Source organism: Acinetobacter johnsonii (assembly GCF_048551975.1).
Lineage (GTDB): Bacteria > Pseudomonadota > Gammaproteobacteria > Pseudomonadales > Moraxellaceae > Acinetobacter > Acinetobacter johnsonii_A.
The window spans coordinates 130,151-155,598 of sequence record NZ_JBIMCF010000005.1 but is presented as its reverse complement, the minus strand read 5'-3'; the positions used below and the strand labels follow the sequence as shown (position 1 = coordinate 155,598).

23 protein-coding genes are annotated in these 25,448 nt (G+C 41.4%); 13 read left to right on the top strand and 10 right to left on the bottom strand.

Annotation, left to right across the window (positions count from 1 at the left end; all coding sequences use genetic code 11):
- Nucleotides 1-21: 21 nt before the first annotated feature.
- Nucleotides 22-1,017: a glycosyl transferase family protein gene (locus ACG9ZB_RS06715; RefSeq protein ID WP_201702839.1), complete on the bottom strand. Its 996-nt coding sequence runs from the start codon at nucleotides 1,015-1,017 to the stop codon at nucleotides 22-24.
- Between the two features lie 410 nt (nucleotides 1,018-1,427).
- Here ACG9ZB_RS06715 and ACG9ZB_RS06710 point away from each other — a divergent pair, with 410 nt between their 5' ends.
- Both ACG9ZB_RS06710 and ACG9ZB_RS06705 read left to right on the top strand, forming a co-directional pair.
- Complete coding sequence (locus ACG9ZB_RS06710) at nucleotides 1,428-2,771, top strand: dicarboxylate/amino acid:cation symporter (RefSeq protein WP_419325020.1); 1,344 nt, start codon at nucleotides 1,428-1,430, stop codon at nucleotides 2,769-2,771.
- Nucleotides 2,772-2,914: 143 nt separating this feature from the next.
- Complete coding sequence (locus ACG9ZB_RS06705) at nucleotides 2,915-4,057, top strand: acyl-CoA dehydrogenase family protein (RefSeq protein ID WP_419325018.1); 1,143 nt, start codon at nucleotides 2,915-2,917, stop codon at nucleotides 4,055-4,057.
- A gap of 52 nt (nucleotides 4,058-4,109) precedes the next feature.
- Here ACG9ZB_RS06705 and ACG9ZB_RS06700 read toward each other — a convergent pair whose 3' ends face one another.
- A complete protein-coding gene (locus ACG9ZB_RS06700) occupies nucleotides 4,110-4,628 on the bottom strand; it encodes a DJ-1/PfpI family protein (protein ID WP_419325016.1) in 519 nt (172 codons plus the stop codon).
- Nucleotides 4,629-5,079: 451 nt separating this feature from the next.
- On the opposite strand from ACG9ZB_RS06700, the gene pheA reads away from it, so the two are divergent.
- The 4 genes from pheA (at nucleotide 5,080) to ACG9ZB_RS06680 (ending at nucleotide 10,074) form a co-directional block, all read left to right on the top strand.
- Nucleotides 5,080-6,189: a prephenate dehydratase gene (gene pheA, locus ACG9ZB_RS06695; RefSeq protein WP_004696123.1), complete on the top strand. Its 1,110-nt coding sequence runs from the start codon at nucleotides 5,080-5,082 to the stop codon at nucleotides 6,187-6,189.
- A 66-nt stretch (nucleotides 6,190-6,255) separates the two neighbouring features.
- On the top strand, nucleotides 6,256-7,347 hold the full coding sequence (gene hisC, locus ACG9ZB_RS06690; protein WP_419325014.1) for a histidinol-phosphate transaminase: 1,092 nt from the start codon (nucleotides 6,256-6,258) through the stop codon (nucleotides 7,345-7,347).
- A 3-nt stretch (nucleotides 7,348-7,350) separates the two neighbouring features.
- Nucleotides 7,351-9,600: a bifunctional prephenate dehydrogenase/3-phosphoshikimate 1-carboxyvinyltransferase gene (locus ACG9ZB_RS06685; protein WP_419325012.1), complete on the top strand. Its 2,250-nt coding sequence runs from the start codon at nucleotides 7,351-7,353 to the stop codon at nucleotides 9,598-9,600.
- Between the two features lie 108 nt (nucleotides 9,601-9,708).
- A complete protein-coding gene (locus tag ACG9ZB_RS06680) occupies nucleotides 9,709-10,074 on the top strand; it encodes a hypothetical protein (protein ID WP_419325010.1) in 366 nt (121 codons plus the stop codon).
- 114 nt (nucleotides 10,075-10,188) lie between these two features.
- Here ACG9ZB_RS06680 and ACG9ZB_RS06675 read toward each other — a convergent pair whose 3' ends face one another.
- Both ACG9ZB_RS06675 and ACG9ZB_RS06670 read right to left on the bottom strand, forming a co-directional pair.
- Nucleotides 10,189-10,629, bottom strand: coding sequence for a DUF2147 domain-containing protein (locus ACG9ZB_RS06675; protein ID WP_411370362.1), 441 nt, complete (start codon nucleotides 10,627-10,629; stop codon nucleotides 10,189-10,191).
- A gap of 387 nt (nucleotides 10,630-11,016) precedes the next feature.
- Nucleotides 11,017-11,646, bottom strand: a complete 630-nt coding sequence (locus tag ACG9ZB_RS06670; RefSeq protein ID WP_010327145.1) for an alpha/beta hydrolase — start codon at nucleotides 11,644-11,646, stop codon at nucleotides 11,017-11,019.
- A 126-nt stretch (nucleotides 11,647-11,772) separates the two neighbouring features.
- Between ACG9ZB_RS06670 and yaaA the strand changes: the two genes are divergently transcribed.
- Complete coding sequence (yaaA, locus tag ACG9ZB_RS06665; protein ID WP_159152873.1) at nucleotides 11,773-12,552, top strand: peroxide stress protein YaaA; 780 nt, start codon at nucleotides 11,773-11,775, stop codon at nucleotides 12,550-12,552.
- Nucleotides 12,553-12,567: 15 nt separating this feature from the next.
- Nucleotides 12,568-13,194, top strand: a complete 627-nt coding sequence (locus tag ACG9ZB_RS06660; protein WP_281962998.1) for a metal-dependent hydrolase — start codon at nucleotides 12,568-12,570, stop codon at nucleotides 13,192-13,194.
- On the opposite strand, the gene ACG9ZB_RS06655 is transcribed toward ACG9ZB_RS06660, so the two are convergent.
- On the bottom strand, nucleotides 13,191-14,618 hold the full coding sequence (locus ACG9ZB_RS06655; RefSeq protein ID WP_281962999.1) for a cryptochrome/photolyase family protein: 1,428 nt from the start codon (nucleotides 14,616-14,618) through the stop codon (nucleotides 13,191-13,193). The genes ACG9ZB_RS06660 and ACG9ZB_RS06655 overlap by 4 nt on opposite strands.
- Before the next feature lie 838 nt (nucleotides 14,619-15,456).
- Here ACG9ZB_RS06655 and ACG9ZB_RS06650 point away from each other — a divergent pair.
- The 3 genes from ACG9ZB_RS06650 to ACG9ZB_RS06640 all read left to right on the top strand — a co-directional run bounded on the left by ACG9ZB_RS06650 (nucleotide 15,457) and on the right by ACG9ZB_RS06640 (nucleotide 18,265).
- Nucleotides 15,457-16,779 carry an NCS2 family permease gene (locus tag ACG9ZB_RS06650; RefSeq protein ID WP_004696144.1) on the top strand — a complete coding sequence of 441 codons (1,323 nt, stop codon included), beginning with the start codon at nucleotides 15,457-15,459 and terminating at the stop codon, nucleotides 16,777-16,779.
- 67 nt (nucleotides 16,780-16,846) lie between these two features.
- Nucleotides 16,847-17,848 carry an adenosine deaminase gene (locus tag ACG9ZB_RS06645; protein WP_178927684.1) on the top strand — a complete coding sequence of 334 codons (1,002 nt, stop codon included), beginning with the start codon at nucleotides 16,847-16,849 and terminating at the stop codon, nucleotides 17,846-17,848.
- Between the two features lie 54 nt (nucleotides 17,849-17,902).
- Nucleotides 17,903-18,265 carry a hypothetical protein gene (locus tag ACG9ZB_RS06640; protein WP_178927683.1) on the top strand — a complete coding sequence of 121 codons (363 nt, stop codon included), beginning with the start codon at nucleotides 17,903-17,905 and terminating at the stop codon, nucleotides 18,263-18,265.
- A 26-nt stretch (nucleotides 18,266-18,291) separates the two neighbouring features.
- On the opposite strand, the gene ACG9ZB_RS06635 is transcribed toward ACG9ZB_RS06640, so the two are convergent.
- Entirely contained in the window at nucleotides 18,292-18,846 is a 555-nt protein-coding gene (locus tag ACG9ZB_RS06635) for a cytochrome b (RefSeq protein WP_419325006.1), read from the bottom strand.
- 236 nt (nucleotides 18,847-19,082) lie between these two features.
- Here ACG9ZB_RS06635 and ACG9ZB_RS06630 point away from each other — a divergent pair, with 236 nt between their 5' ends.
- Complete coding sequence (locus ACG9ZB_RS06630; protein WP_035326742.1) at nucleotides 19,083-19,460, top strand: hypothetical protein; 378 nt, start codon at nucleotides 19,083-19,085, stop codon at nucleotides 19,458-19,460.
- A gap of 219 nt (nucleotides 19,461-19,679) precedes the next feature.
- Here the strand turns inward: ACG9ZB_RS06630 and ACG9ZB_RS06625 are convergent, their stop codons facing one another.
- Nucleotides 19,680-20,042: a hypothetical protein gene (locus tag ACG9ZB_RS06625; RefSeq protein ID WP_419325004.1), complete on the bottom strand. Its 363-nt coding sequence runs from the start codon at nucleotides 20,040-20,042 to the stop codon at nucleotides 19,680-19,682.
- 88 nt (nucleotides 20,043-20,130) lie between these two features.
- Between ACG9ZB_RS06625 and rnhB the strand changes: the two genes are divergently transcribed.
- Nucleotides 20,131-20,718: a ribonuclease HII gene (gene rnhB / locus ACG9ZB_RS06620; RefSeq protein WP_279701222.1), complete on the top strand. Its 588-nt coding sequence runs from the start codon at nucleotides 20,131-20,133 to the stop codon at nucleotides 20,716-20,718.
- A gap of 48 nt (nucleotides 20,719-20,766) precedes the next feature.
- On the opposite strand, the gene csrA is transcribed toward rnhB, so the two are convergent.
- The 3 genes from csrA to alaS all read right to left on the bottom strand — a co-directional run bounded on the left by csrA (nucleotide 20,767) and on the right by alaS (nucleotide 25,332).
- Nucleotides 20,767-21,021, bottom strand: a complete 255-nt coding sequence (csrA, locus tag ACG9ZB_RS06615; RefSeq protein WP_279701224.1) for a carbon storage regulator CsrA — start codon at nucleotides 21,019-21,021, stop codon at nucleotides 20,767-20,769.
- A gap of 270 nt (nucleotides 21,022-21,291) precedes the next feature.
- Nucleotides 21,292-22,572 carry an aspartate kinase gene (locus ACG9ZB_RS06610; protein WP_419325002.1) on the bottom strand — a complete coding sequence of 427 codons (1,281 nt, stop codon included), beginning with the start codon at nucleotides 22,570-22,572 and terminating at the stop codon, nucleotides 21,292-21,294.
- A gap of 66 nt (nucleotides 22,573-22,638) precedes the next feature.
- Entirely contained in the window at nucleotides 22,639-25,332 is a 2,694-nt protein-coding gene (alaS, locus tag ACG9ZB_RS06605; protein WP_419325000.1) for an alanine--tRNA ligase, read from the bottom strand.
- Nucleotides 25,333-25,448 lie beyond the last annotated feature (116 nt).

Below are 25,448 nucleotides of genomic sequence, written 5' to 3'. Positions count from 1 at the left end.
GCTTTTGTTTGTCCTTTATGCTTAGAAACGAGTGTGCCAAAGCTGCTTGGCCTGTTGCATGGCATCGTTATATGTATCGCAGACCCCCATGGTATATAGTGCAATGCCAATAGTTTCAGTCACTGCCATTTCACCATACTCATGCTGTTTTTCACCCAGCCAAACTGCTTTGAACTCAGCCAAATCTAACTCTTCTTCAATTGGGCTTCGGTTGTCGGTAAGTTTGGGTAGCTCATGTTCGTAGAGTTCACCATTTTTAATGCCGCAGATCAGTGTTTTGGCATCTGGGTTACGTTCAAATTCACCGCCTTCACCTTTAATGACTGCACTATTTTGATAGCCCAGTTTAAATGCCGCTTGCTGATGCGAACTACGATAAGCAGGGTGGAAAATAGCTTGCAAGGTCGCTTTGGCATTAAACGGATTGATCAAGCGTGCAAGCGTATGAATGGGTGAACGAAGACCCATAACATTTCGTAGGGAAATTAAGTCACTTAAAATCGGGGAGATGGCGTGCAGTGGTAGATACGCAAAATTATGCGTCGCTAATTCCTGTTCCACATCTGCTTGAGTTTGGCAAATATTAAAATCGAGATACTTTAATACCTGTTCAGTATAAATACGGTTAATGGTATGACCAGATGCACCGTGCATCACGACCTTATAACCCGCTTTAGCTAAAGTCAGTGCCGCTAAGAGAAACCATGGGTAGTGTTTGCGTTTGCCTGCATAAGAAGACCAGTCTAAATCGACCTCTAAAGGCGTGAATGGCAGTTGATCTCGTGTGGCTTGAACAAAGCCTGCCAGTTCATCTACAGACTCTTCCTTAACTCGTAGTAGCATCAGAAATGCACCGAGCTGTACATCTAACACTTGATTTTTCAAGATCATATCAAAGGCTTGGTAAGCTTCTTCATAACTGAGTGAGCGTGCCCCGTTTTTCCCTTTGCCAATAATGCGAACAAACTGGGCAAAAGGATGCTCAGCATCTTTATAAATATTTCTTTTGTTGTTCATGGAAAAACCAAAGTAAGTGAAGGCTGTGTTGTGCTATTTTAGTGGAACAATCAAAAAAAACAGCACTTTTAATTTTAAATAAATTTTCTACCATTAGACTAAAGTATTAGCCATATTGTTTAGATTTTATACATTATGATTGAAATCAGTTTACTTTGATTAAAGAATGTTAGGTAAAATTTACCTAATACTTGTGACTCGCTAGTTTTTAGTCTCTCCCATTGCTGCAAATGTGAATGAACTGTGATTTTTGTCACATTGCTGTTGTTTGTACACCATGAGTTTTTTACCCGGTGTTTGGATGCGGTCCAAACTGTGGGCTTTTTTGTGTTTATCAGAAAGCCCACTACCTATGAGGAAGTATAGGTATGCCGATTTTTTCAGTCTTTTGATTTACAGAAGTATTCGTTATGACTAAGAAACCAATCTATAAGTCACTATATTTTCAAGTTATTGTCGCGATTATTGCGGGTATCTTAGTAGGACATTTTTTCCCTAGTGGTACGCAAGTTATCAATGGCGTTGAAAAATATGTACCCGGCTGGGGCGAGCTTTTTTATCCTCTAGGTCAAGGCTTTATTAAGCTGATCAAGATGATTATTGCGCCAGTAATTTTCTGTACTGTCGTGAGTGGTATCGCGGGTATGGAAAGTATGAAGTCTGTGGGTAAGACAGGCGGTGTTGCGCTACTTTACTTTGAAATTGTATCGACTATTGCACTATTGATCGGTTTACTGGTCATTAACATCTGGAAGCCAGGTGTGGGCATGAATGTTGACCCTTCAACACTAGATACCTCTGGGATCTCAAAGTTTGTTGAGTCGGGTCAGCAGCAAACCACTGTCGACTTCTTTATGCATATCATTCCAAACACGGTTGTTGGAGCATTTGCTGAAGGTGAAATCCTGCAAGTGCTACTTTTTGCCTTGATGTTTGGTTTTGCATTACATAAGTTGGGTGATGCAGGTAAACCTGTACTAAAGTTCATCGATCAAATTTCTCATGTGTTCTTTAACATTGTAAACATGATCATGAAACTTGCTCCAATTGGTGCTTTTGGTGCAATGGCATATACCATCGGTAAATATGGTATTGGTAGCTTGGCGCAACTTGCTCAGTTGATTATTTGTTTCTACATTACTTGTTTACTTTTCATTTTCTTGGTTCTAGGTACTATTTCACGTATTTGTGGCTTTAGTATTTTGAAAATGATTCGTATGATTCGCGAAGAGTTGTTGATCGTACTGGGTACCTCATCTTCAGAGTCGGTTTTACCGCGTATGTTGAAAAAGCTTGAAATTGCAGGTTGTGAAAAGTCAGTGGTTGGTTTGGTTATTCCAACAGGTTATTCATTTAACTTAGACGGTACCTCAATCTACTTAACGATGGCGGCAATTTTCATTGCACAAGCGACCAATACTCAGCTAGATATTATGCACCAAGTGACGTTATTGGGTGTGTTATTGATTTCATCGAAAGGTGCTGCGGGTGTAACAGGTTCGGGCTTTATCGTGATGGCAGCGACTTTGTCAGCCGTTGGTCATATTCCAGTGGCGGGTCTTGCACTCATCTTAGGTATTGACCGTTTCATGTCTGAAGCACGTGCTTTAACCAACTTGGTGGGTAACTCATTGGCAACGATTGTTGTTGCGAAATGGGTCGGTCAGTTAGACCAAAAGAAATTACATTTTGCACTAGCAAATCCAGATGAAGTAGACCGCCAAATGGCTGTTGAAGAAAATGCTCACGCATAATTTTAGTTCATCTTAAACAGGAAGCCTAAGGGCTTCCTTTTTTATTGGCATAAAAAAATGGCCTGATGCGGTCATGACAGTTGCGTTAAAAATGGCTAGCATGTGGGCTGAATAATAAAACAACGTCACTACAAGGAAGAAACATGTTGAATTACGATGCAGACCTAGAACTATTTCGCAATAACTTTCGCCGTTTTATGAATGAACAGATTGCGCCACACTATGAACAGTGGGAACGAGAGGGCCTAATGCCGCGCTCAGTCTGGAATGCCTTGGGTGAAAATGGTTTCTTATGTGTCGATGTTCCAGAGGAATACGGCGGTTATGGTGTTCCAACGCATTATTCACTCATGTTGGTGGAAGAGTCAGCACGTGCGGGTTTTAGTGCTTTATCGACAGGTATTTCTTGTCATTCCGAAATTGCTGCGCCTTATATTTTGCACATTGGAACAGAAGCACAGAAGCAGTACTGGCTACCGAAAATGGTGTCAGGTGAAGTGGTCGGTGCGATTGGAATGACGGAACCGGGTGCGGGTTCAGATTTACAAGCCATGCGAAGTAATGCCATTTTGCAAGGGGAGCATTATATTTTAAATGGTTCTAAAACCTTTATTTCAAATGGGCAGCATGCCGACCTTGTGGTGTTGGCAGTAAAAACTGATCCGCAAGCCCGCGCAAAGGGTGTTTCACTGATGTTAGTCGATACCCACTTAGACGGATTTAAAAAAGGCACCAACCTCGACAAAATTGGGTTACATTCGCAAGACACTTCTGAGCTGTTTTATGACAATGTGAAAGTCCCGAAAGATCAATTATTGGGACAAGCAGGTCAAGGTTTTGCTTATTTGATGCAAGAGCTACCACGAGAGCGTACAGCAATTGCAGCAACGGCTATAGGGGCAATTCGCGGTTCGATAGATGTCACTATCCAATACGTCAAAGAGCGTCAAGCCTTTGGTCAACATATTTCGCAGTTCCAAAATACACGTTTTGTTTTGGCTCAAGCCAAGATTGATGAACAAGCCACAGCTGCTTTTTACAATCAAAACGTTGAGCTTTATATGCAAGGCAAATTGGATGTCGAAACCGCGGCTGCGCTAAAAAGTTTTTCAACAGACATGCAAATGAAGGTGGCAGATAATTTACTGCAGCTCTTTGGTGGCTATGGCTATATGAGTGAATATCCAATTTCACGTTTCTTTGTCGATGCGCGTATCCAACGCATTTACGGCGGGACCAATGAAATTATGAAAGAAATTGTCGCACGTAGTCTACTTGGGCGCTAAGGCTTAAGTGTTGATATAAACATGCGTAAAAGAGCCTCAAGTAGGCTCTTTTTTATCGGTTCAGTATCAATAAACTTTCTTGTATAAAGGCGGGTAAGTCATATCGGGTTTGCGATGAAATGTATAAATTATTGTCATTCACAACACCTGTGTCATAAAGCACCGCACCTGCATCTTTTAAGTCTTGATGAAGGTGATGGATACACGTCATGCGTCTACCTTTCACAACTCCAGCATGCATTAAAATTTTGGGTGCATCAGCACTGCATAAAATGGGTTTTTGCATGTTTGCAAAGTGCCTGACAAATAAGATATAGCGTTCATCTTGGCACAGTTTATCTGGCGAAAAACCGCCAGGAATGAGTAATGCATCGAAGTCATGCACGGAGGCATCATCGATACTTTGGTCAATGGTGACAAAAGCTTTACGCTTTTTGCCATAAATGATTTTGCCAGCCTGACTTTCAAGGTTAATAATACTATGCCAAGCTGCTCGAAATGCTTCTACTGGTTCAGCATATTCGGCATCCTCAAAGTCATAGGTGACCAAGACTGCAATTTTTTTGTGCATGACAGTACCTACAGTTCATTATTGTTTTATTGAGACTATAGAGCAATCGCTACTGCTGCATACTCTCTTTGTTATGAATACGTCAACTTAAGCAAAGCATATTTTAAAAGATATTCTAACGCACTGAAATACGGATGAATGGTGATTTTTGTGAAGATGTAGCAAAATTTTTCAAAAGCTAGACAGAGCTTTAAAACGGAAGAGCTCAGACTCGCAAAACATCTTCGTGGTATTTGGATTGGGCGATATTCTATGCATAACTGCAAGAAGAAAATAGGCAGGGCTCAGTGGTTTTATTGATGTCTATTATTGGGGCAGTTTATTGATAAACTTGATGATTAAATCAACTGTATGTTTTTAGCACTGAAACATACAAAGTCTTATTGCGCAAGATTTCAAAGCTAACTATTGTTATACTGTTTGCACAATGTTTATGAAGGGCGACATAACAATGATCCAAGACGATCAAAACACAACGACTTCTCTTGACCTCAACCAAATCCGTCAGGATATCGACTCTGTTGATCAACAGATTCAACAACTTATTAATCGTCGAGCGAAACTGGCGGAAGCTGTTGCAAAAGCAAAATTTGCTTCTGAAGAGAATCCAATGTTTTACCGTCCAGAACGTGAAGCGCAAGTTTTACGGAATGTTATGGAGCGTAATGAAGGCCCTTTGTCTGATGTGACCATGGCACGTTTGTTCCGTGAAATCATGTCTGCATGTTTGGCTCTAGAAGCGCCGCAAAGTATTGCATTTTTAGGCCCTGTCGGTACGTATACACATTCTGCGGTGTTGAAGCACTTTGGACATGATGCTGTGGTTCGTCCGTTACCGACGATTGATGAAGTGTTCCGTGAAGTGGAAGCAGGCAGTGCCCACTATGGTTTGGTGCCGGTAGAAAACTCATCAGAAGGTGTGGTCAACCATACTTTAGATTGCTTTAAAGCCTCACACTTAAATGTAATTGGTGAAGTTGAATTGCGTATTCATCACCAGTTTCTTGTGTCTGAAAACACGCGTAAAGACAGCATTAAACAAATTTATGCACATCAGCAAACTTTGGCGCAGTGCCGTGCATGGTTGGACGCACACTATCCAGGTGTGGAACGTGTAGCTTTAAGCTCGAATGCTGAAGCAGCACGTCGTATTCGTACTGAATGGCATTCGGCTGCTATTGCATCTGATGTTGCAGCAAGTATTTATGACTTAGAAATTTTACACAGCAATATTGAAGATAATCCTGAGAACACTACGCGTTTCTTGGTGATTGGTCGTGAAAGAATCCCGCAAAGCGGTAATGATAAAACGTCATTGCTGATTTCTGCACATGATCGTGCAGGTGCATTATTGGAAATCCTTGCACCATTTGCAAAGCACAACATTAGTTTGACCAGTATCGAAACGCGTCCAGCACTGCCTGAAAAATGGGCTTATGTTTTCTTCATCGACTTAGAAGGTCATGTGGAACAAGACAATGTTAAAGCGGCGATTGAAGAGATTCGTCCACTCGTGAAAGAAGTTCGAGTGTTGGGTTCATACCCGATTGCAGTACTGTAATCTCTAAGGTGGTTGGGTTTACTCCAAACTCAACCATGTACACCACTTGTAAGAATGGAAGGTCACATGTCGTTTGCTCCAGCCAATGAAGGTATTGCGAAGTTAAAACCATATCAACCAGGCAAGCCAATTAGCGAATTAGAGCGTGAATTGGGGATAACCGATATTGTTAAACTTGCATCAAATGAAAACCCTTTGGGTTGTTCGGACAAAGTAAAAGAAGCAGTTGCTGCTGAATTGGCGGCAATTGGACGATATCCAGACGGTGGCGGTTTTATTTTAAAGGATCAAATTCATGCGCAGTTTGGTGTAGCACATGATTGTATTACTTTAGGCAATGGTTCAAACGATCTACTTGAAATTTTTGCCCGTGCATTTGTTTCAGATAAAGACTCGGTGGTGTATAGCCAACACGCATTTGCAGTTTATGCTCTGGTCACGCAAGCCATAAACGCTGAAGCGATTGAGGTACCTGCTCAAGGTTTTTCGCATGACCTTGACGCGATGGCGGGAGCAATTAAAGACAATACCAAATTGGTGTTTATTGCAAATCCCAATAACCCGACAGGAACTTGGTTTGAAGAGGCCGAATTTGAGCGCTTCATGCAAAAAGTACCGAGTCATGTGATCGTGGTTTTGGATGAAGCTTATGTGGAATATTTCCCAGAAAACTTTAACAGTTTAAAGTTTTTAGCACAGTATTCAAACCTGATTGTTAGCCGTACTATGTCGAAGTGCTTTGGTTTAGCTGCACTCCGTGTTGGTTTTGCTTTAGCATCGGCAGAAGTGACAGATTTCTTAAATCGTATACGTCAGCCGTTTAACGTCAACCATTTAGCCATGGTGGCAGCAGTTGCTGCACTGAAAGATGAAGATTTCATTGAGAAATCACGTGTGGTCAATAAAGCGGGCATGGTGCAACTTGAAACAGGGTTTAAAGCGCTAGGCCTAAACTATGAGCCTTCTCGTGCTAACTTTATTCTGGTCGATATACAAGCCGATCCTGAACAAACTTTTAATGCTTTATTAAAAGAGGGGGTGATTGTTCGTCCCGTGGGCATCGCCGATCATTTACGTGTATCGATTGGAACTGAAGCTGAAAATACGAAATTTTTAACGGCTTTGGCCAACGTACTAGGTTTAGAGGCGAACGCTTAAATTATGTCTGCGCCACTGTTTGAAAAAGTTGCATTTATTGGTCTTGGACTGATTGGTTCGAGTCTTGCACGGGTCATGATTGCTGAAGGTTTAACCCAAAATATTGTAGCCTCTACACGTTCGGAAAAAACCTTACAGGATGCCAAAGCTTTGGGTTTAATCCAACAGGGGTATAGCGATCCTGTACAGGCGGTTCAAGGTGCGGACTTGGTGGTTTTAGCCTTACCCGTTCGTGCAACGCAAAAAGTCTTGGAAACCATCAAACCATATTTGCAAGAACATACGATTATTACCGATGTAGGCAGTACCAAAGGCAATGTCGTCGACGCGGCTAAAGCAGTGTATGGCGAAGCATTACCTGCTGGGTTTGTACCGGGGCATCCAATTGCGGGGGCAGAACACACGGGTGTGCATGCAGGTAAGGTCGATTTATTTGCAAATCATAAAGTGATTTTGACACCATTACCGACCAGTGCTGATTGGGCTGTAGAGAAACTGATCCAACTATGGCAAGCTGCGAAAGCAGAAGTGATTTGTATGGATGTGGCCAAGCATGATGAAGTCTTGGCGCATACCAGTCATCTTCCGCATTTGATGGCCTTTAACTTAGTCGAACAACTGGCAAACCGTGAAGATAATTTGGACATTTTTCGCTATGCTGCGGGGGGATTCCGCGATTTTTCTCGAATTGCGGCAAGTGACCCACAAATGTGGCACGACATCTTTTTTGCCAATAAAAAAGCCATTTTAAATGCCGTAGATGGTTTTGAAAACCAACTGGCAACGATTCGTAAACTCATTGAAGATGAAGATTCACATGCTTTAATGGGCTTGCTTGGACATGCACAAGCAGCACGCCAGCATTTTAACCATATGCTCGCTCAAAAACCTTTCATGGAGAACAATAAAGTGACGACACAGCAATTCACCATATTACCGGGTAAAAAAAGTTTCCAAGGTAAGTTTAGCGTGCCAGGCGATAAATCTGTGTCACACCGTTCAATCATGTTTGGTGCAATTGCGGAAGGAACGACGCATGTGACAGGTTTCTTGGAAGGTGAAGATGCGTTAGCAACCTTACAAGCCTTCCGTGATATGGGTGTGAGCATTGAAGGTCCTAAAAATGGTGAAGTGACGATTCATGGTGTAGGCGTAAATGGCCTAAAAGCACCCGCAAGTGCGCTTTACATGGGTAACTCAGGGACTTCAATGCGTCTGCTTTCAGGGATGCTTTCTGCACAAAAATTTGACTCTGTCATGACGGGTGATGCATCACTATCGAAGCGTCCAATGGAACGTATTGCTAAACCGTTACGCGAAATGGGTGCACAGATTCAAACTACAGGTGAGCGTGGTACACCTCCTGTTTCGATCACGGGAAACCAAGCTTTACAAGGTATTCACTATGATTTGCCAATGGCATCTGCGCAGGTGAAATCTGGGATTTTATTGGCAGGATTGTGGGCAGCAGGTGAAACATCGGTCACAGAACCAGAACCTACACGTGACCATACTGAACGTATGCTACGTGCATTTGGTTATGATGTGAAAACAAAGGGTAATCGAATCTCACTGCAAGGTGGCGGTAAGCTAGTCGGTACAGAGATTCAGGTGCCATCAGATATTTCGTCGGCTGCTTTTTTTATGGTGGGTGCTGCGATTACTGAAGGTTCAGACGTCACTTTAGAAGCCGTGGGCATTAACCCAACCCGTACAGGTGTGATCGAGATTTTGAAGCAAATGGGTGCGGACATTACGGTTGAAAATGAACGTATTGCAGGCGGTGAGCCGATTGCAGATATTCGTATTCAAGGCACACGTACACTCAAAGGTATTCATATGCCTGAAGATCAAGTGCCATTGGCGATTGATGAATTCCCTGCATTGTTCATTGCAGCGGCATGTGCTGAAGGGCAAACCGTATTAACGGGTGCTGCTGAGCTGCGTGTGAAAGAATCAGATCGTATTCAAGTGATGGCGGATGGTTTAAAAACCATGGGTATCGATTGTACGCCGACTGACGATGGTATCATCATCGAAGGTAAAGGTCATTCAGGTGAGTGGGGCGCGATTTTCACTGGTGGCGAAATTGAATCACATCATGATCACCGTATTGCGATGAGTTTCTCAATTGCCGGTTTACGCACCTCTGGTGAAATTAAAATCATTGGTACTGAAACGGTTGCTACGAGTTTCCCAACCTTTACGCAATTAAGCAATCAAGCTGGTTTAGCGATCCAAGTCACGGAATAAGACTAAAGCTTATATATTTTGTGTGAGAACAGCCAAGCTTTTGCTTGGCTGTTTTGTATTAAGCCATTATGCTAAACCCATATAACAAAAAAGCCTTTGGGATGATCAATGAGAAAATTACAATTTACGGCGCAGCATGGACAGCAGCAGGAAGTAAGTGAAAGTAGTCTAGTACAGAAGCAGGTACAAGACCTACTGGTTCAAAAGTTAGGTCAATTTGGTTTTGAAACTTTGCCACAAAGTGGTGATCAAGTGGCTGTGAGTGTCGATAATCATACTTTGCCACTGTCTATTACGTGCCAAAGCCATGACAGTGAAGGAAATTTGGTGTGCGAAATTGCCTCTTATCCAGATGAGGAGCAAGACTGGTTAGACCGAATTGCTGAACGAAGCTTATTAAATCAATTGGCACAAGCGGTTGAAACCACACTAAAAACGGATAAAAGTTTTACTGAGTTTGAGTGGAAAGGCTAATTGAATAGATAAAAAAATGCTGAATTGGTTTTTCCTAATTCAGCATTTTTTAGAACAGAACACGTTTAATATTTTGATGAGGCAATCTGCTTATAACTGGATGTGCTAGAAGACTTATTCCACACGTAACCAAGTTTGGCTACGTCCCACAGCAGAAACACCTAAATAACCTCTTAAGAATAGCTTTTTACCATTTGGGCTAATTTTACCTTTTAGGCTATACAGCTTGCCTGAAATGGGGTCAATGATTTTACCATGCGTATAATTAATATTATTTTCAGTTTTTAAACCAGTAATCACTTGCATACCAATAATAGGCTTATCGGTGTAGGGTGCAGGGCAGTTGGTGCAGAACTCTTTTGCTGTATAACCTGGGCGAGGAGTTGCTTTCAGTGCAGTTCCTGCATAAGTTCCATTGGCTTGCTTTTCAATTTTCACCAGACCTTTGGGTTCTCCAGTTTTATCATCGATATAACGCCAAGTTCCTATAATGTCCTGAGCACAGACTGAAGTGGTGGCTATAGTGACTAAAATTGCCCCGAGAATTGTTTTCATAAAATCCCTGAATATTTTAAAAATTATTTAAATGAATAGCTCTCACGAGCTAAGGTATTGATTGTATAATTTATTATTTGAATAATAATGTGCAGAATATATCAAGTTCAAGCATAGATTGTTGCATAAACTACCATTAGCAGGATTCAACCCTCACTAATTTTTAAAACAGGTATTTGATGGAGATCGTGCTGGTTGAGTTTAGCGCTCAAAAGGAAGCTTAAAACTATTTTGACAAGAGATATAAGGGATGACTAATGAAGCTGCTGGAAATGGCTTATTAAGCGTTGGAATAGAAAAAGAGATAGGTCTAGATTAAAAATAAAAGTTCAAGAAAGAAAGGGGCTAATGTTAGACAGCCGTTTCTTTCCTGAACTGAGTGATGCGTTAAATCCAGAGGAAACGTGTAATAGCAATACGTAACTGTTTTAGGTAACCGGTAAAGAAATGGTTTGCACCAGGTAATACAGTCACTAAATGGCGCTGCGGTTTAGCCCATGTAATCATATCAGACAGTAAGGTAACTTCATCTGCTTCGCCATGGATGAATAAGATGTCACCTTTAAGCTGTGGTGTTACATAGTGGCGCACACCTGCGACCGTTGCCGTTGGTAGACCACATAAAATAGTTTGTTTTGGTCGAATTTCTTCTTGTAAAGCATCATAGCATTTTGCCATGACATGCGCACCGAAACTAAAACCACCCGCATAAAAGGGTAAAGTTGTATGTGCTGCACGAGCATGCTTAATCACTTCAAGAACATCATCAGTTTCGCCATGACCTTCATCGTGTAGACCAACACTTTGACCTGAGCCACGGAAACTTGGACGGTACACAATACAACCACGTTCTAAGAACATTTGCGCAAGTAATGCTGGAACCTTGTGTTGAGGCGTACCACCTTGGAGTGGATGGGGGTGAGTAACTACCGCGAATCCTTTCACTTCACCCTGTGGATAATCTACAAAAACTTCAATTTGCCCAACTGGACCTTGAATGAACATCTGCTCAGACATAGAGAATCGATACATATAACAGGAGAATCGGCTAGTTTAACCGTTTATGCTTATTAAAAACACAGATTGGCAATAAAATAAGTCTACTGATATAGTCTGTTTAATTGTTTTTTAATCAGGTTATCTATGCTTGCCCTTGTTTCTCCTGCCAAAACTTTAGATTACCAAACTGCTTTACCAACCGATGCGTATACACAACCCAGATTGTTGCAACATTCCCAAGAATTGATCGAAGTTAGTCGCAAACTGTCAGCAAGTGAAATTGCAAGCTTAATGAGCGTCAGTGAAAAAATTGCCACCTTAAACGTCGATCGCTTTCGTGATTGGCAGCCAGAATTCAGCTTTGCCAATGCCCGACAAGCTATGTTTGCTTTTAAAGGCGATGTCTATACTGGTTTAGATGCTTATCATTTGTCAGAGTCGAACATTGAATATGCACAGCAACATTTAAGAATGCTCTCTGGGTTATATGGTTTGCTACGTCCACTGGACTTGATGATGCCGTATCGTTTAGAGATGGGAACCAAGCTGGCTAACCCACGCGGACATAATCTGTATGAGTTTTGGGGCAATCACATTACCGATTTAATTAACCAAGATTTAGAGCAGGCAGGTTCTAAAATTTTGTTGAATATTGCTTCGGATGAGTACTATAAGTCTGTGAAAGAAAGCAAAATTCAAGCTGAAATTATTAAACCTGTGTTTTTAGATCAGAAAAATGGCAAGTATAAAGTCATTAGTTTCTATGCCAAAAAAGCACGTGGTTTGATGGCGCGTTATATGATTGAAAACCAAATTGATCAAATTGCGGGGTTAAAATCATTCCAAACAGATGGTTATTACTTTGATGCCGACAGCTCATTAAAAGGTGAGTTGGTCTTTAAACGAGATGAACAGGCGGCATAATGCAAGGGCATTCCAATGGCGCAGTATACAAAACAGTTTCAGGACTATTGGGCGCTTACCGCAAAGAAACTGAGTTTGGATGATGATACCACTCAAAAGTTCTATGTCTCGCTGTATGACGCCTATAGTGAATTACAGCGGCATTATCATAGCATTCAACATATTGTTGAATGCTTAGAGCATTTTCATCAGATCAAAACCTACCTAGATGATACTTTGTCTGTTGAGTTGGCTATTTGGTTTCATGATGTCATTTATAACCCGCAAGCACATGACAATGAGCAGCAAAGCGCTAACTACATGCAACAGATGCTTAAAAATGTGCTTGAAACTGAGCAAATTGCAAAGATCTATGCATGGATTTTGGCAACCAAAGCACATGCACCGACAGCTGACACTGATTTGGCTTATCTATTGGATATTGATCTGGCTATTTTAGCCAGCGATCCTATGCGTTTTGCTGAATATGAACGCCAAATTCAGCAAGAATATGCTTGGGTTGAGCCCGCACTTTATGTGAAGAAGCGCCAACAAGTGTTAAGGCACTTTTTAGAAACGCAGCCACTGTACCAGACGCCATTTTTCCAAAAGCGCTATGAGCGTCTGGCTAAGCAGAACTTAGCCCAAGCTTTGGGTGATTAAAGCCCTTTAAATGCTTCAATGGCACGAATACGACTCGATTTTAAATCGACGATTGGTTTGGGGTAGTCCAAATCCATATTTGGCTGCTTTGCATAAGGCTCATGAATGCTTTTGGCATCTAAATGTGCAAGCTCTGGCAGCCACTGTCGAATATAATCACCATTGTTATCAAATTTCTGAGATTGGCTCACAGGGTTAAAGACTCGGAAGTAAGGCACAGCATCAGTGCCGGTGGAGGCACACCACTGCCATCCGCCATTATTGGCAGCTAAGTCACCATCAGCCAAATGTTGCATAAACCATTGCTCGCCCATTCGCCAATCAATCAACAAGTTTTTAGTTAAGAACATTGCGACAATCATACGAACTCGATTATGCATCCAGCCTGTCGCAAGTAGTTGCCGCATACCTGCATCCACAATTGGGATACCAGTACGACCTTGTTGCCATGCGTTTAAATCTTCAGGCGAATCTCGCCAAACAATACGCTGTGTGTTGGCTTTAAATGGCAGGTGTTTAGAGACATGTGGAAAATCAAATAAAATATGCTGATAAAACTCTCGCCAAAGTAATTCATCTAACCAAGTCTGCTGACCTGTGTTATCAATCATAAATTGGCCGTGTTGAGCACGAAACAGGGCATTGAGACACTGTCGAATCGATACGATCCCGAGATTTAAATAAGTTGAAAGTTGACTGGTGCTATTTAAAAATGGAAAGTCTCTCTCTTTTTGATAGTCACTAACTTTGTGATCAATAAAATCATCGAGCACTGAAAGCGCATATATTTCCGTTTCAGGCCAATAGGCTTTAATTTGATTTAATTCATTCGTATTCACATCAATCAGCGATTCAATGTGTGGAATGGCTGTATTTAAATTGGCAGGAAGGTGCATAGGTTGCTGTGCAGAAGGGAGAGGGTAGCACTGCGGTAAGCCAATATTTAAGCGCTCATAACAGGTTTTTTTAAAAGCGCCAAAGACTTGATAGGGCTTACCAGATTGGTTACGAATACTGTTTAAGGGAAAGAGGGTTCGATCTTGGAAGAGTGTAAATTCAATGTGTTGCTGATTTAAGCATTGTTGAACTTCGGCATCGCGCTTAAGCTCATTCACGCCCATTTCGATATTTGCAAAAATCTGTTGTACTTGCAGTGTATGACACAAAGATGAAAGCCGACGTGGAATATCTTGCCACAGCGGAATATTTAGAATGAGCAAAGGAATATTCAGCTGAGCAAGGCTCTGTTTTAAATCGTGCAATTGTCTGACATATAAATCAATTTTTACAGCTGCATCATGATGTAATAGCCACTGTTGTGGGGATAGGATCACTAAAGCCAGCATAGGTCCATGTTGGCTTGCATGCCAAAGTGCGGCATGGTCGTGTATGCGAAGATCTTGTCTAAACCAAATTATGTTCATAAAAGGTTAATCAACTGTAATTTTTTGAAATATAAAATATTACAAAATTGAGCACTTTGATCATATTTTTTTCTCACTCATTTAATTTAATCTTATGTTATTGAAATAATTAAATCAGAAAAAACTATAAAGTGTGAAGATACTTTTTATCTGATAAATGTGTGGCCCTTTGTATTATTTGTTATGATTTGTAATCATGCTAAAGCAGTTGTGGATATTGTGAATGTCATGAAAAAAATTCTAATCCCTATTTTTGTGGCTGCTGTTTGTTTGCTTGGGTTTGTTGTTTTTCAGGATACAGAAACGAAAAAACAGCAACAGTTGAATCAACTCATGAACAGTACTGAGCCTAAAGTGCAAAAGTTGAGTCCTCTCTCAAAGGCAAACGTCGTGCCTGAAAAAGTCAATAGCTCGTTTTCAAAGTGATGCTGAAGCAATAATCGATCAGGTCTCCATTAAAGTAATTTGAAGCTTAAGATAGAATAAAATCATGTATAAATGACTTATCGTGTTGAATTTTAATTAAAAATAAATTTAAAACAATTAAAAATCAGTGTGTTATAATTCGCGCCAAGATATATTGAATTTTAGACTTTGAGTCTAAAATGACGTTTTTGTTGAAAGCTGCATACGGTTTATGCGGCTTTTTTGTTTAGGTATATATGGTTCGACCCTGCGTTTGAATCATTCATGGCTAAATAAACTTTTCCTAAATTGAGGAAATTTGGCATATTCATTGCTTTAACTTCCAGAAATTTAATCAGATTTTCATCGTACTGAGTGTCGAAATTTTTTGGCAGTTATACAGTTTTAAAAGTTTATTTACAGGGGCTAGGTCATGACGACTCCTAATCCATCTTCAGAAAATATGCTCGAGCGTATGTTCAAACTGAGTGAAAATAAAACCAGTTTTCGTACAGAGCTTCTTGCAGGTGTAACCACATTCTTAACCATGTGTTACATCATTATTGTGAATCCAATGATTTTATCCGAAACGGGGATGGATCATGGTGCTGTCTTTGTAGCGACTTGTCTTGCAGCCGCAATTGGCTGTTTGGTTATGGGTATTGTTGCAAATTATCCAATTGCATTAGCACCGGGTATGGGCTTAAACGCTTACTTTACCTATTCGGTGTGTATGGGTATGGGTGTGCCTTGGCAGACTGCTTTAGCTGCAGTGTTTGTATCAGGTTTGGTGTTCATTGCGATCAGTATGTTTAAGATCCGTGAAGCCATTGTGAATGCAATCCCAATGTCGCTTAAGCTTGCGATTGGCGGCGGAATTGGTTTATTCCTTGCGCTGATTGCTTTAAAAAATGCAGGCGTTATTGTGGACAATCCAGCGACTTTGGTTGGATTGGGCGACTTAAAGCAACCGACGGTTCTTTTGGCTTTATTTGGCTTCTTGATGGTGGTTGTACTGCATCACTTTAAAGTGCGTGGTGCTATTATTATCAGCATCTTGGCTTTAACTGCAATTTCAACAGCAATGGGCTTAAGCGAGTTTAAAGGTGTTGTTGGTGAGATTCCATCAATTGCTCCAACTTTCATGCAAATGGACTTTGAAGGTCTATTTACGGCAAGCTTAGTGGGTGTCATCTTTGTATTTTTCTTGGTCGATTTATTTGACTCAACAGGTACATTGGTTGGCGTGTCACACCGTGCAGGCTTACTGAAAGATGGCAAGCTTCCACGTTTGAAAAAAGCATTATTTGCAGACTCAACCGCAATTGTTGCTGGTGCAGCATTAGGTACATCTTCGACGACACCATATATTGAGTCGTCTGCGGGTGTTGCTGCTGGTGGCCGTACAGGTTTAACCGCAGTTGTGGTCGGTGTGTTATTTATCTTATGTTTGTTTTTAGCACCTCTAGCTCAATCTGTACCTGGTTTTGCAACAGCTCCAGCATTGTTATTTGTTGGTGTGTTGATGATTCAGGGGATTACCCATATTGATTGGGATGATATTACTGAAGCTGTACCTGCGTTCTTAACCATTGTATTTATGCCATTTACCTACTCAATTGCAGATGGTATTGCGATGGGCTTTATTAGCTATGCATTGGTTAAATTGTTCACCGGTAAAGCGGCGACTGTACCGTACATGGTGTGGATCGTGGCTGTGCTTTGGGCATTAAAATTCGCGTTATTTGGTGGCTAATTCATCAAATAGTGATAAGGGTGTAAACTCAGTTTACGCCCTTTTTTATTTTTAAAGAGGAAAAGATATGAGTCAATTGGAGCTCATTCGTGCTTTACCAAAAGCTGAATTGCATGTGCATATTGAAGGGACATTTGAGCCAGAACTCATGTTTGCAATCGCACAGCGTAATCAAATAGACATTCCTTATAAGTCGGTTGAAGAAGTGAAACAGGCTTATAATTTTCACAATCTGCAATCATTTTTAGACATTTATTATGCAGGTGCAAATGTACTGATTCATGAGCAAGACTTTTATGACTTGGCTTGGGCATACTTTGAAAAATGTGCCGAAGATCGTGTAGTGCATACCGAAATGTTCTTTGATCCACAAACGCATACTGACCGCGGTATTGCTTTTGAAACAGTGATTAATGGTCTGCAACGCGCATGTGATGATGCCAAGGCAAAATTTGGCATTAGTTCGCATTTGATTATGTGTTTCTTGCGTCATTTAAGTGAAGAAGCAGCCCTTGAAACTTTAGCACAGGCATTGCCGTATAAAGATCAAATCATTGGTGTGGGCTTGGACTCAAGCGAAGTTGGGCATCCTCCTTCAAAGTTTGAACGTGTCTTTGCTAAAGCGCGTGAAGCTGGCTTTTTAGTGGTTGCGCATGCGGGTGAAGAAGGTCCAGCAGAATATGTGTGGGAAGCTTTAGATTTGCTTAAAGTGAATCGTATTGACCATGGTGTGCGCTCTGAAGAAGATCCTGTATTAATGCAGCGTTTGATCGCAGAGAAAATGCCACTGACAGTTTGTCCACTCAGCAACTTAAAGCTATGTGTCGTTAACGATATGGCACAGCACAACATCCGCCGTTTGTTGCAACAAGGTGTGCAAGTGACAGTAAATTCAGATGATCCATCGTACTTTGGTGGTTATATGAATGATAACTTTATTGCCATTACAGATGCGTTAGACTTAACAGCAGCTGAGCTAAAACAATTGGCGCTGAACTCTTTTGAGGCGTCGTTTATTTCGGCAGAAGAGAAGCAAAAATGGGCGGCTGAAATTGCAGCCATTGCTTAATCTGATGCCCTTTTAAAGACAGAGTTCGCTCTGTCTTTTTTATGTGAGATCAATATGAAAAAAATGATTGCAGTGCTTGTGGTTATTTTTGTGCTCTTTGCAGTTTATTTGCTCAAAACCGATACAGGGTTAACTCAAAAGCTATTAAAGCCAGTGGTGGTGTATCAGTGCGGTGTTGAGCTTGAAGCGACAAGGCTGTGGAAAGTCAGTACAGCATTGCTTGGTGAAGAGAAAAAGAATCAGCTCCAAACGCAAATCTGTGGTTGCGTGGGTGAAAATGCGTTAAAGGATATTCCAGCAACAACCTTGCTACATGCCGTAGTTGATGAACAAGTCAAAAAACAGGTGGTCCAACAGGGTGTGTTGAATACGCTGAAAGGATGTGTGGTGGATGAAGTCCTAAAAGCAACAGATTGATGCTTTTAGGCTGGTTCAACTTGGTCTTACTTTGCCTGTTTGGTCATGCTATTTAACACATTATCTTTATCAATAAAGTGGTGTTTCAGTGCTGCTGCAATATGCCCTACCAACAGTAATCCAGCTGCCCATGAAATCCAGATATGTAAAGGTTTTACGATCGCGAGTAACTGTGGATTGTCTTGTACTAAACGGGGAATTTCAAAAAGGTACAATACCGGCGCAGGGTGCCCAGCACTCCAGCTAAATAAACAGCCAGTGATTGGCAAAGCCAACAAAATGAAATATAAAGCCAAATGACCGAGGTGTGCCATTTTTTGCATTAACGGTGACATGCTGTCTGGAAGTTTGGGTGCACGGTGGGTATAACGCCAAAAGATACGAATCACCACCAGAAAGATAATCGTGGTTGCAATGTTCTTATGTAAGGTAATGACATCCCCTTTAAAGCTACCGTCAGCATCATAGCTGAGGAAGTTTCCGCTATAAAAACCAATCAGCCAAGCAGCAATAAAGATAATTGCCATGAGCCAATGCAGAATTTGAGCAGTACGCGTGTAATGGGTATTTGCCGAGTTCATTAGATTCACATCCATTTTTATGTTGCGCTATTTTATAGAACTATAGATAGGTCAAAAATGTAGTAGATGCAACATAGCGTTGATATTCTGCAACGCTGCACAGACCAATGGTGCATGACTGATTTAAAACTGTGCAATAAGCGAAAGATATTAAAATGGCATGGAAATAGTGTTTCCGTAAACAGTAAAGTTTCGGCAAAATACGCGCACTTTAACTGTTATAAATGGATAACTCCGTGAAAAAAATGATTGCAGTGCTTGCTCCTTTGGCTTTGATCCTTTCGGCTTGTACAACGACTGATATGGCAACGACCAATACGACGACCACCACGCAACAACTAGGTACAGCAGCGCTTAAAATTGCCATTAATGCAAAATGTACGACTGAGTTGAATAATCTACCAGCATGGAAAACAGCAACCAAATTTATGACTGCTGACCAAAAAACCGATATTCAGACTGAAATTTGTGGTTGCGTAAGTGAAAAAGCCCCACAAAATATTACGGCTGTCGATGTGGCAACAGCGGCCATTGACCCTGCGGCACGTACAACTATTATTAGCAATGCAGTAACCAAAACCATCAATGCATGTGTGGCTGAAGCGGTGAATTAAGTTGTTATATATCAAAGAAGCAGGGACATGCTTCGCTTCTTTGCAGTTTTTTGTAGTTTTTGGCGTTTATCTTTTATATTAGACCTCTTGCGAAAGTATTATTTTTGACTATTTTAGACTTTGATATTTATTTAAAAATCAATGCTTATCACTGATTAAATTTTGACTAACGCAAGATGTCTATTGATGTGAATAATAACAATTGAAGCCTTATTTCTTTTACAACAAAGGGTGTGTGTCTGTATGAAAATGATAATTAATTCTCTGTTTGTTTGGCTCGCTTATGCTTTCCGCTTGTGTGTTGAATCCTCTATCTAGCTCATATGATGATGGAATCTCGGCCATCATGAAAATGGCGTCACATGCAAAATGTATGAATGAAATCGAAACTAATCCGACATGCATCATGGGCAGTAAGCTGTTATTAGAGGACCAAAAATAAAAGAAAAAACGTGTAGTATGTAACTGTGTAGGTGATAACTCTCCCAAAGTATTGTCTAAAGAGCAATTGGCTTTGGCGGCAATTGATCCCAAAGCAAAGGCAACCTGTGGCGCTTTAGCCGCAACAAAAACAACAGCCATATGCGCCTCTGAAATGCTAAACTAAGCCGAATAAATTGTTAAGTTTTTAAAATGGCTGTTGATCAGCCATTTTTTATGAGAGTAGAAAATGCAAATTGCAGGTGCAGATGAGGCAGGGCGTGGCCCTTTGGTGGGTTCAGTGGTCGCTGCTGCGGTAATTTTAGACCCGAATAAACCAATACAAGGGTTAAATGATTCCAAAAAATTGACTGAAAAAAAACGTGAAAAACTTTTTGTCGAAATCCAGGAGAAAGCATTGGCTTGGGCGATTGCTGAGGCGAGTGCTGCTGAAATTGATGAGATTAATATTTTACAAGCATCTTTGCTTGCGATGCGCCGCGCGGTTGAACAGCTCACGATACAGCCCGAACATGTCTTGGTTGATGGTAATAAAATTCCACAAGGCTTGAGTATGAGTTGTGAGGCCATTGTGGGTGGGGATGCTTTACATGCTGAAATCTCAGCAGCGAGTATTTTGGCCAAAGTGACACGTGACCATCAAATGATTGAGATGGATCGAAAATATCCTCAGTTTGGTTTTGCCAAACATAAAGGTTATCCAACTAAGGCACATTTTGAAGCGATTGCTGAATATGGGGTGATTGATGAACACCGCCGCAGTTTTGGACCAGTAAAAAAAGTGATAGAAGCACTTGAGCAAAAAGATATGCCATAAAAATTTAAAGCGGCTGATCGAGCCGCTTTATGTCAGAAAACTTCAACCTTAACGGTTGTAGTTGTTCTGATGTACACCTTCATCTTCAAATGCAGGCTGGTAATCCTGATCCAGATGTTGAAGGTGCTCATGCATAGCACGTTCATGCTGAATGCGTTGATAGATCTCTTCACGATGTACAGATACTTCTTTGGGAGCATTGACACCAATACGAACTTGGTTGCCTTTGACACCAAGCACAGTAACGCTTACTTGATCCCCAATCATTAATGTTTCACCGACACGTCGGGTCAAAATCAGCATGTTTATCTCCTTGCAAAACGCTAAACCTGCAGTTGTACTAAAATAAATACACAATTTTTTGTATTTAAAAAATTTAAACAAATGTTCAATACAACTACAGACATTCTGTTTTTTTAATGTCTAGCGGTATTTGGCATAACATAGGTTTAAATTTAAGAAAGCCTCGGGTTTAATATAACAGAGCCACTATAGAAAAAACTATAGTGGCTCTGAAATTTTGTAGTCTTTTGCAAAAACTGTCAGACAATGACAAGTTTTTCACTCGATTAGTTAAGCACGGGCACTTGACTCGCCATGTTCACGGTCTAAACCAAAAGCCGTGTGCAAAGAGCGAACAGCAAGTTCTAAGTAATTTTCTTCAATAATCACGGAAATTTTGATTTCTGAAGTTGAGATCATCAAAATGTTGATGCCTTCATCAGCCAGGGCCGTAAACATTTTACTTGCAACACCTGCGTGTGAACGCATACCCACACCTACAATTGACACTTTAACAATGTCATCACGTGTAGCAACTTCGCGAGCACCAATAGCTTGAGCCGTTTCTTGAAGGATTTTCGTTGCTTTTGCAAGTTCGCCGCGGTTTACCGTGAAGGTGAAGTCAGTCGTACCATCTTCTTCAACATTTTGGATAATCATATCCACTTCAATGTTGGCATTGCCAATTGGCGATAAAATTTTAGATGCAATACCTGGTTCATCAGGAACACCTAAAATCGTAAGCTTAGCTTCGTCACGGTTAAATGCGATACCAGAGATAATTGGTTGTTCCATGTTGTCTTCCGCCTCAGTGGTGATTAGTGTTCCGACGTTGTTTTTAAAGTCTTCGTCGAATGCGCCATCATCGTCATTATCAAAACTTGATAATACGCGTAAAGGCACTTGGTATTTGCCCGCAAATTCAACCGAGCGAATTTGTAGAACTTTAGAACCAAGTGATGCCATTTCCAGCATTTCTTCAAATGAAATGCGGTCTACTTTTTTCGCCTTTGGCGCAACTCGTGGGTCAGTGGTATAAACACCATCTACATCTGTATAGATTTGGCACTCATCTGCTTTTAATGCCGCAGCAAGCGCAACACCTGAAGTATCTGAACCGCCACGGCCGAGGGTGGTGGTGTTACCATCGGCATCAAAGCCTTGGAAACCCGCAACCACGATCACACGACCAGCATCTAAATGTGCACTCATGGTGTCAGTATCAATCGACTCGATACGTGCTTTGGTAAATGAACTGTCAGTTTTAATGCCGACTTGGCGACCAGTGAGCGACTTAGCTTCAACGCCAATAGAATTGAGCGCCATAGCTAACATTGAAATCGTTACCTGTTCACCCGTAGAAACCATTTGGTCTAATTCTCGTGGGTCAGGGGTTTCGGTAATGGCTTTCGCTAAAGCAAGTAGACGATTGGTTTCGCCACTCATTGCTGATACAACCACTACAACCTTGTGGCCGTGATCATGCCAACGCTTTACACGACGAGCAACATTTAAAATGCGCTCTGGAGTACCCATAGAGGTACCGCCATATTTTTGAACGATTAATGCCATAGTTGTTCCATATAAACCATGACCCTGAATGCATCATTCAGGGTCAGTTACACAAAAGGTGAAGTTTTATTTCGCTTCAAGCCAAGCAGTTAAATCTGCCATCACTGTTGCAAACTTCTCGTTTAGTGGCGCGCCACCTTGTGCTAAGTCAGGTTTGCCACCACCTTTACCACCAAGCTCAGTTGCTAGGTGTTTGATGATGTCACCTGCTTTAATAGAAGCAGTAAAGTCTTTTGCTACAGATGCAATCAGGCTAACTTTGTCACCTTCAACACCAGCAAGTACGATGACTGCATTTTCTAATTTTGATTTCACACCGTCATGTAGGTTGCGAAGTGATTTCGCATCCATGTTTTGAACAGTCGTGATTAGCGTTTGACGACCCGCAAGCGTTTGAACTTGGCTAAGCAGTTCAGCAGCTTGGAAGCTGGCAAGTTTTTGATTGAGTTGTTCAATCTGTTTTTGCAAGCTTGATGCTGTGTCGACTAAGGCTTCAACTTTTTCTAAAGTTTGGTCTTTTTGAGCTTTTAATAAACCGTTGATGGTATTGATATCACGGTCAGCTTTTTGAGCAACCTCAACGGCTTTGGTGCCCGTTACCGCTTCAATACGGCGTACACCCGCAGCTACACCACCTTCAGAAGTGATTTTGAAGAAGCCAATGTCGCCTGTGCGTTTAACGTGAATACCACCACACAGCTCAATTGAGAAGTTTTTTTCTTCAATGATTGAACCCATTGAAAGTACACGAACTTCATCACCATATTTTTCACCGAACAACATCATCGCACCTTTCGCTTTAGCAGATTCGATGTCAAGAAGTTCAGTGGTCACAGCGCTGTTTGCAATCACTTCCGCATTGACTAAACGTTCAATTTCTTGAAGTTGTTCAAATGAAACGGGCTGATCGTTGGCAAAGTCAAAACGTAAGATGTCTGACGCAACCAGTGAGCCTTTTTGTTGTACGTGTTCACCTAGAATTTGACGTAGTGCAGCATGCAAAAGGTGAGTTGCAGAGTGGTTGCGCGCAGTTGCAGCGCGGATATCTGCTTTGACTGTTGCTTCAACATTTTGAGCAAGCTTAATGCTACCTACAGTCACAATACCTTGGTGTACAAAAGCGCCGCCCGATTTCTTAGTGTCCTGGACTTCAAAAATACCTGTGTCATTTTTGAAAATACCTGTATCACCAATTTGACCGCCGCTTTCTGCATAGAACGGGGTTTGGTTCAGTACGATGAGGGCTTCGTCACCTTCAACGACTTCATCAACTTGTTCACCATCTTTATAGATCGCGATAATTTGACCTTCGCCAACCGTTGCATCATAGCCATCAAACTGAGTTTCGCCTTCAACTTTAACAACAGAGTTGTAGTCAATTGCGAATTTACCTGCATCGCGTGCACGTTGACGTTGCGCAGCCATTTCAACTTCAAAGCCAGCTTCATCAATGGTTAAATCACGTTCACGTGCGATGTCAGCAGTCAGGTCAGTTGGGAAACCGTAAGTATCATACAGTTTAAACACCACTTCACCTGGAATCACACAACCTTTCAGTTGAGCCAATTCACCTTCAAGCAATTTCAAACCTTGCTCTAGAGTTTTAGCAAATTGTTCTTCTTCTTTTAGCAATTGCGCTTCAATACGTACTTTCTGTGCTTCAAGTTCTGGGTAGGCTTGACCCATCACCTCAATTAAAGGTTGCAACATTTTATGGAAAAATGAGCCTGTTGCACCGAGCTTGTTACCATGACGAACTGCGCGACGGATAATACGGCGTAGTACATAACCACGACCTTCATTGGATGGGTTTACACCATCAGCAATCAGGAATGAACATGAACGTGCGTGATCCGCAACCACTTTAAGTGAAGCAGGGTATTCAACTGGCTTACCTTCAGCTTGTGCTTTCGCTTCAAGTGCAACGGTATCTAAACCAATAATTTCAGCGGCTGCTTTGAGTAGGTATTGGAACAGGTCAATTTCGTAATTTGAGTTAACATGTTGTAAAACAGCAGAAATACGCTCTAAGCCCATACCTGTATCAACAGAAGGCGCCGGAAGAGGGTGTAATACGCCATCCGCAGTACGGTTAAACTGCATGAAAACGTTGTTCCAAATTTCAATGAAACGGTCGCCATCTTCTTCAGGTGTACCCGGTAAGCCCCCCCAAATATGGTCGCCATGGTCAAAGAAGATTTCAGAACATGGACCACAAGGACCTGTATCACCCATTGCCCAGAAGTTATCTGATGCGTATTGACCACCTTTGTTGTCGCCAATACGAATAATACGGCTAGCATCTAAACCAATTTCTTTGTTCCAGATGTCAAATGCTTCGTCGTCAGTATGGTAAACCGTTGCGTAGAGTTTGTCTTTAGGCAGTGCTAACCAAGCTTCACCAGTGAGGAAATCCCATGCAAATTTGATCGCATCACGTTTGAAGTAGTCGCCAAATGAGAAGTTACCTAACATTTCAAAGAAGGTATGGTGACGTGCGGTATAACCGACATTGTCTAAGTCGTTGTGTTTACCACCTGCGCGGACACACTTTTGTGAAGACACTGCACGTACATAATCACGTTTTTCTAGGCCTAAGAAACAATCTTTAAATTGGTTCATACCCGCGTTGGTAAACAACAAAGTAGGGTCGTTGGCGGGAACTAGAGAACTCGACGCGACACGTGTATGCCCTTGCGATTCAAAATAGCTTAAAAAAGCTTCGCGAATTTCAGCTGATGTCATAAAACGAGTACTCACAACCAAGTCACTCCATAATTTCGATTTGGCTAATAGTAGCTGAAGAAAGTCTTATTCTAAATACGCTGACTTCAGATACTGGCTTAAAAATTTTAAAACGCCAAATTATAACGGAA

Excerpts from the sequence above, each read along its gene's own strand:
- ACG9ZB_RS06715 (WP_201702839.1), bottom strand. The coding sequence starts at position 1,017 with ATGAACAACAAAAGAAATATTTATAAAGATGCTGAGCATCCTTTTGCC.
- ACG9ZB_RS06710 (WP_419325020.1), top strand. The coding sequence starts at position 1,428 with ATGACTAAGAAACCAATCTATAAGTCACTATATTTTCAAGTTATTGTC.
- ACG9ZB_RS06705 (WP_419325018.1), top strand. The coding sequence starts at position 2,915 with ATGTTGAATTACGATGCAGACCTAGAACTATTTCGCAATAACTTTCGC.
- ACG9ZB_RS06700 (WP_419325016.1), bottom strand. The coding sequence starts at position 4,628 with ATGCACAAAAAAATTGCAGTCTTGGTCACCTATGACTTTGAGGATGCC.
- pheA (WP_004696123.1), top strand. The coding sequence starts at position 5,080 with ATGATCCAAGACGATCAAAACACAACGACTTCTCTTGACCTCAACCAA.
- hisC (WP_419325014.1), top strand. The coding sequence starts at position 6,256 with ATGTCGTTTGCTCCAGCCAATGAAGGTATTGCGAAGTTAAAACCATAT.
- ACG9ZB_RS06685 (WP_419325012.1), top strand. The coding sequence starts at position 7,351 with ATGTCTGCGCCACTGTTTGAAAAAGTTGCATTTATTGGTCTTGGACTG.
- ACG9ZB_RS06680 (WP_419325010.1), top strand. The coding sequence starts at position 9,709 with ATGAGAAAATTACAATTTACGGCGCAGCATGGACAGCAGCAGGAAGTA.
- ACG9ZB_RS06675 (WP_411370362.1), bottom strand. The coding sequence starts at position 10,629 with ATGAAAACAATTCTCGGGGCAATTTTAGTCACTATAGCCACCACTTCA.
- ACG9ZB_RS06670 (WP_010327145.1), bottom strand. The coding sequence starts at position 11,646 with ATGTCTGAGCAGATGTTCATTCAAGGTCCAGTTGGGCAAATTGAAGTT.
- yaaA (WP_159152873.1), top strand. The coding sequence starts at position 11,773 with ATGCTTGCCCTTGTTTCTCCTGCCAAAACTTTAGATTACCAAACTGCT.
- ACG9ZB_RS06660 (WP_281962998.1), top strand. The coding sequence starts at position 12,568 with ATGGCGCAGTATACAAAACAGTTTCAGGACTATTGGGCGCTTACCGCA.
- ACG9ZB_RS06655 (WP_281962999.1), bottom strand. The coding sequence starts at position 14,618 with ATGAACATAATTTGGTTTAGACAAGATCTTCGCATACACGACCATGCC.
- ACG9ZB_RS06650 (WP_004696144.1), top strand. The coding sequence starts at position 15,457 with ATGACGACTCCTAATCCATCTTCAGAAAATATGCTCGAGCGTATGTTC.
- ACG9ZB_RS06645 (WP_178927684.1), top strand. The coding sequence starts at position 16,847 with ATGAGTCAATTGGAGCTCATTCGTGCTTTACCAAAAGCTGAATTGCAT.
- ACG9ZB_RS06640 (WP_178927683.1), top strand. The coding sequence starts at position 17,903 with ATGAAAAAAATGATTGCAGTGCTTGTGGTTATTTTTGTGCTCTTTGCA.
- ACG9ZB_RS06635 (WP_419325006.1), bottom strand. The coding sequence starts at position 18,846 with ATGAACTCGGCAAATACCCATTACACGCGTACTGCTCAAATTCTGCAT.
- ACG9ZB_RS06625 (WP_419325004.1), bottom strand. The coding sequence starts at position 20,042 with ATGGCTGTTGTTTTTGTTGCGGCTAAAGCGCCACAGGTTGCCTTTGCT.
- rnhB (WP_279701222.1), top strand. The coding sequence starts at position 20,131 with ATGCAAATTGCAGGTGCAGATGAGGCAGGGCGTGGCCCTTTGGTGGGT.
- csrA (WP_279701224.1), bottom strand. The coding sequence starts at position 21,021 with ATGCTGATTTTGACCCGACGTGTCGGTGAAACATTAATGATTGGGGAT.
- ACG9ZB_RS06610 (WP_419325002.1), bottom strand. The coding sequence starts at position 22,572 with ATGGCATTAATCGTTCAAAAATATGGCGGTACCTCTATGGGTACTCCA.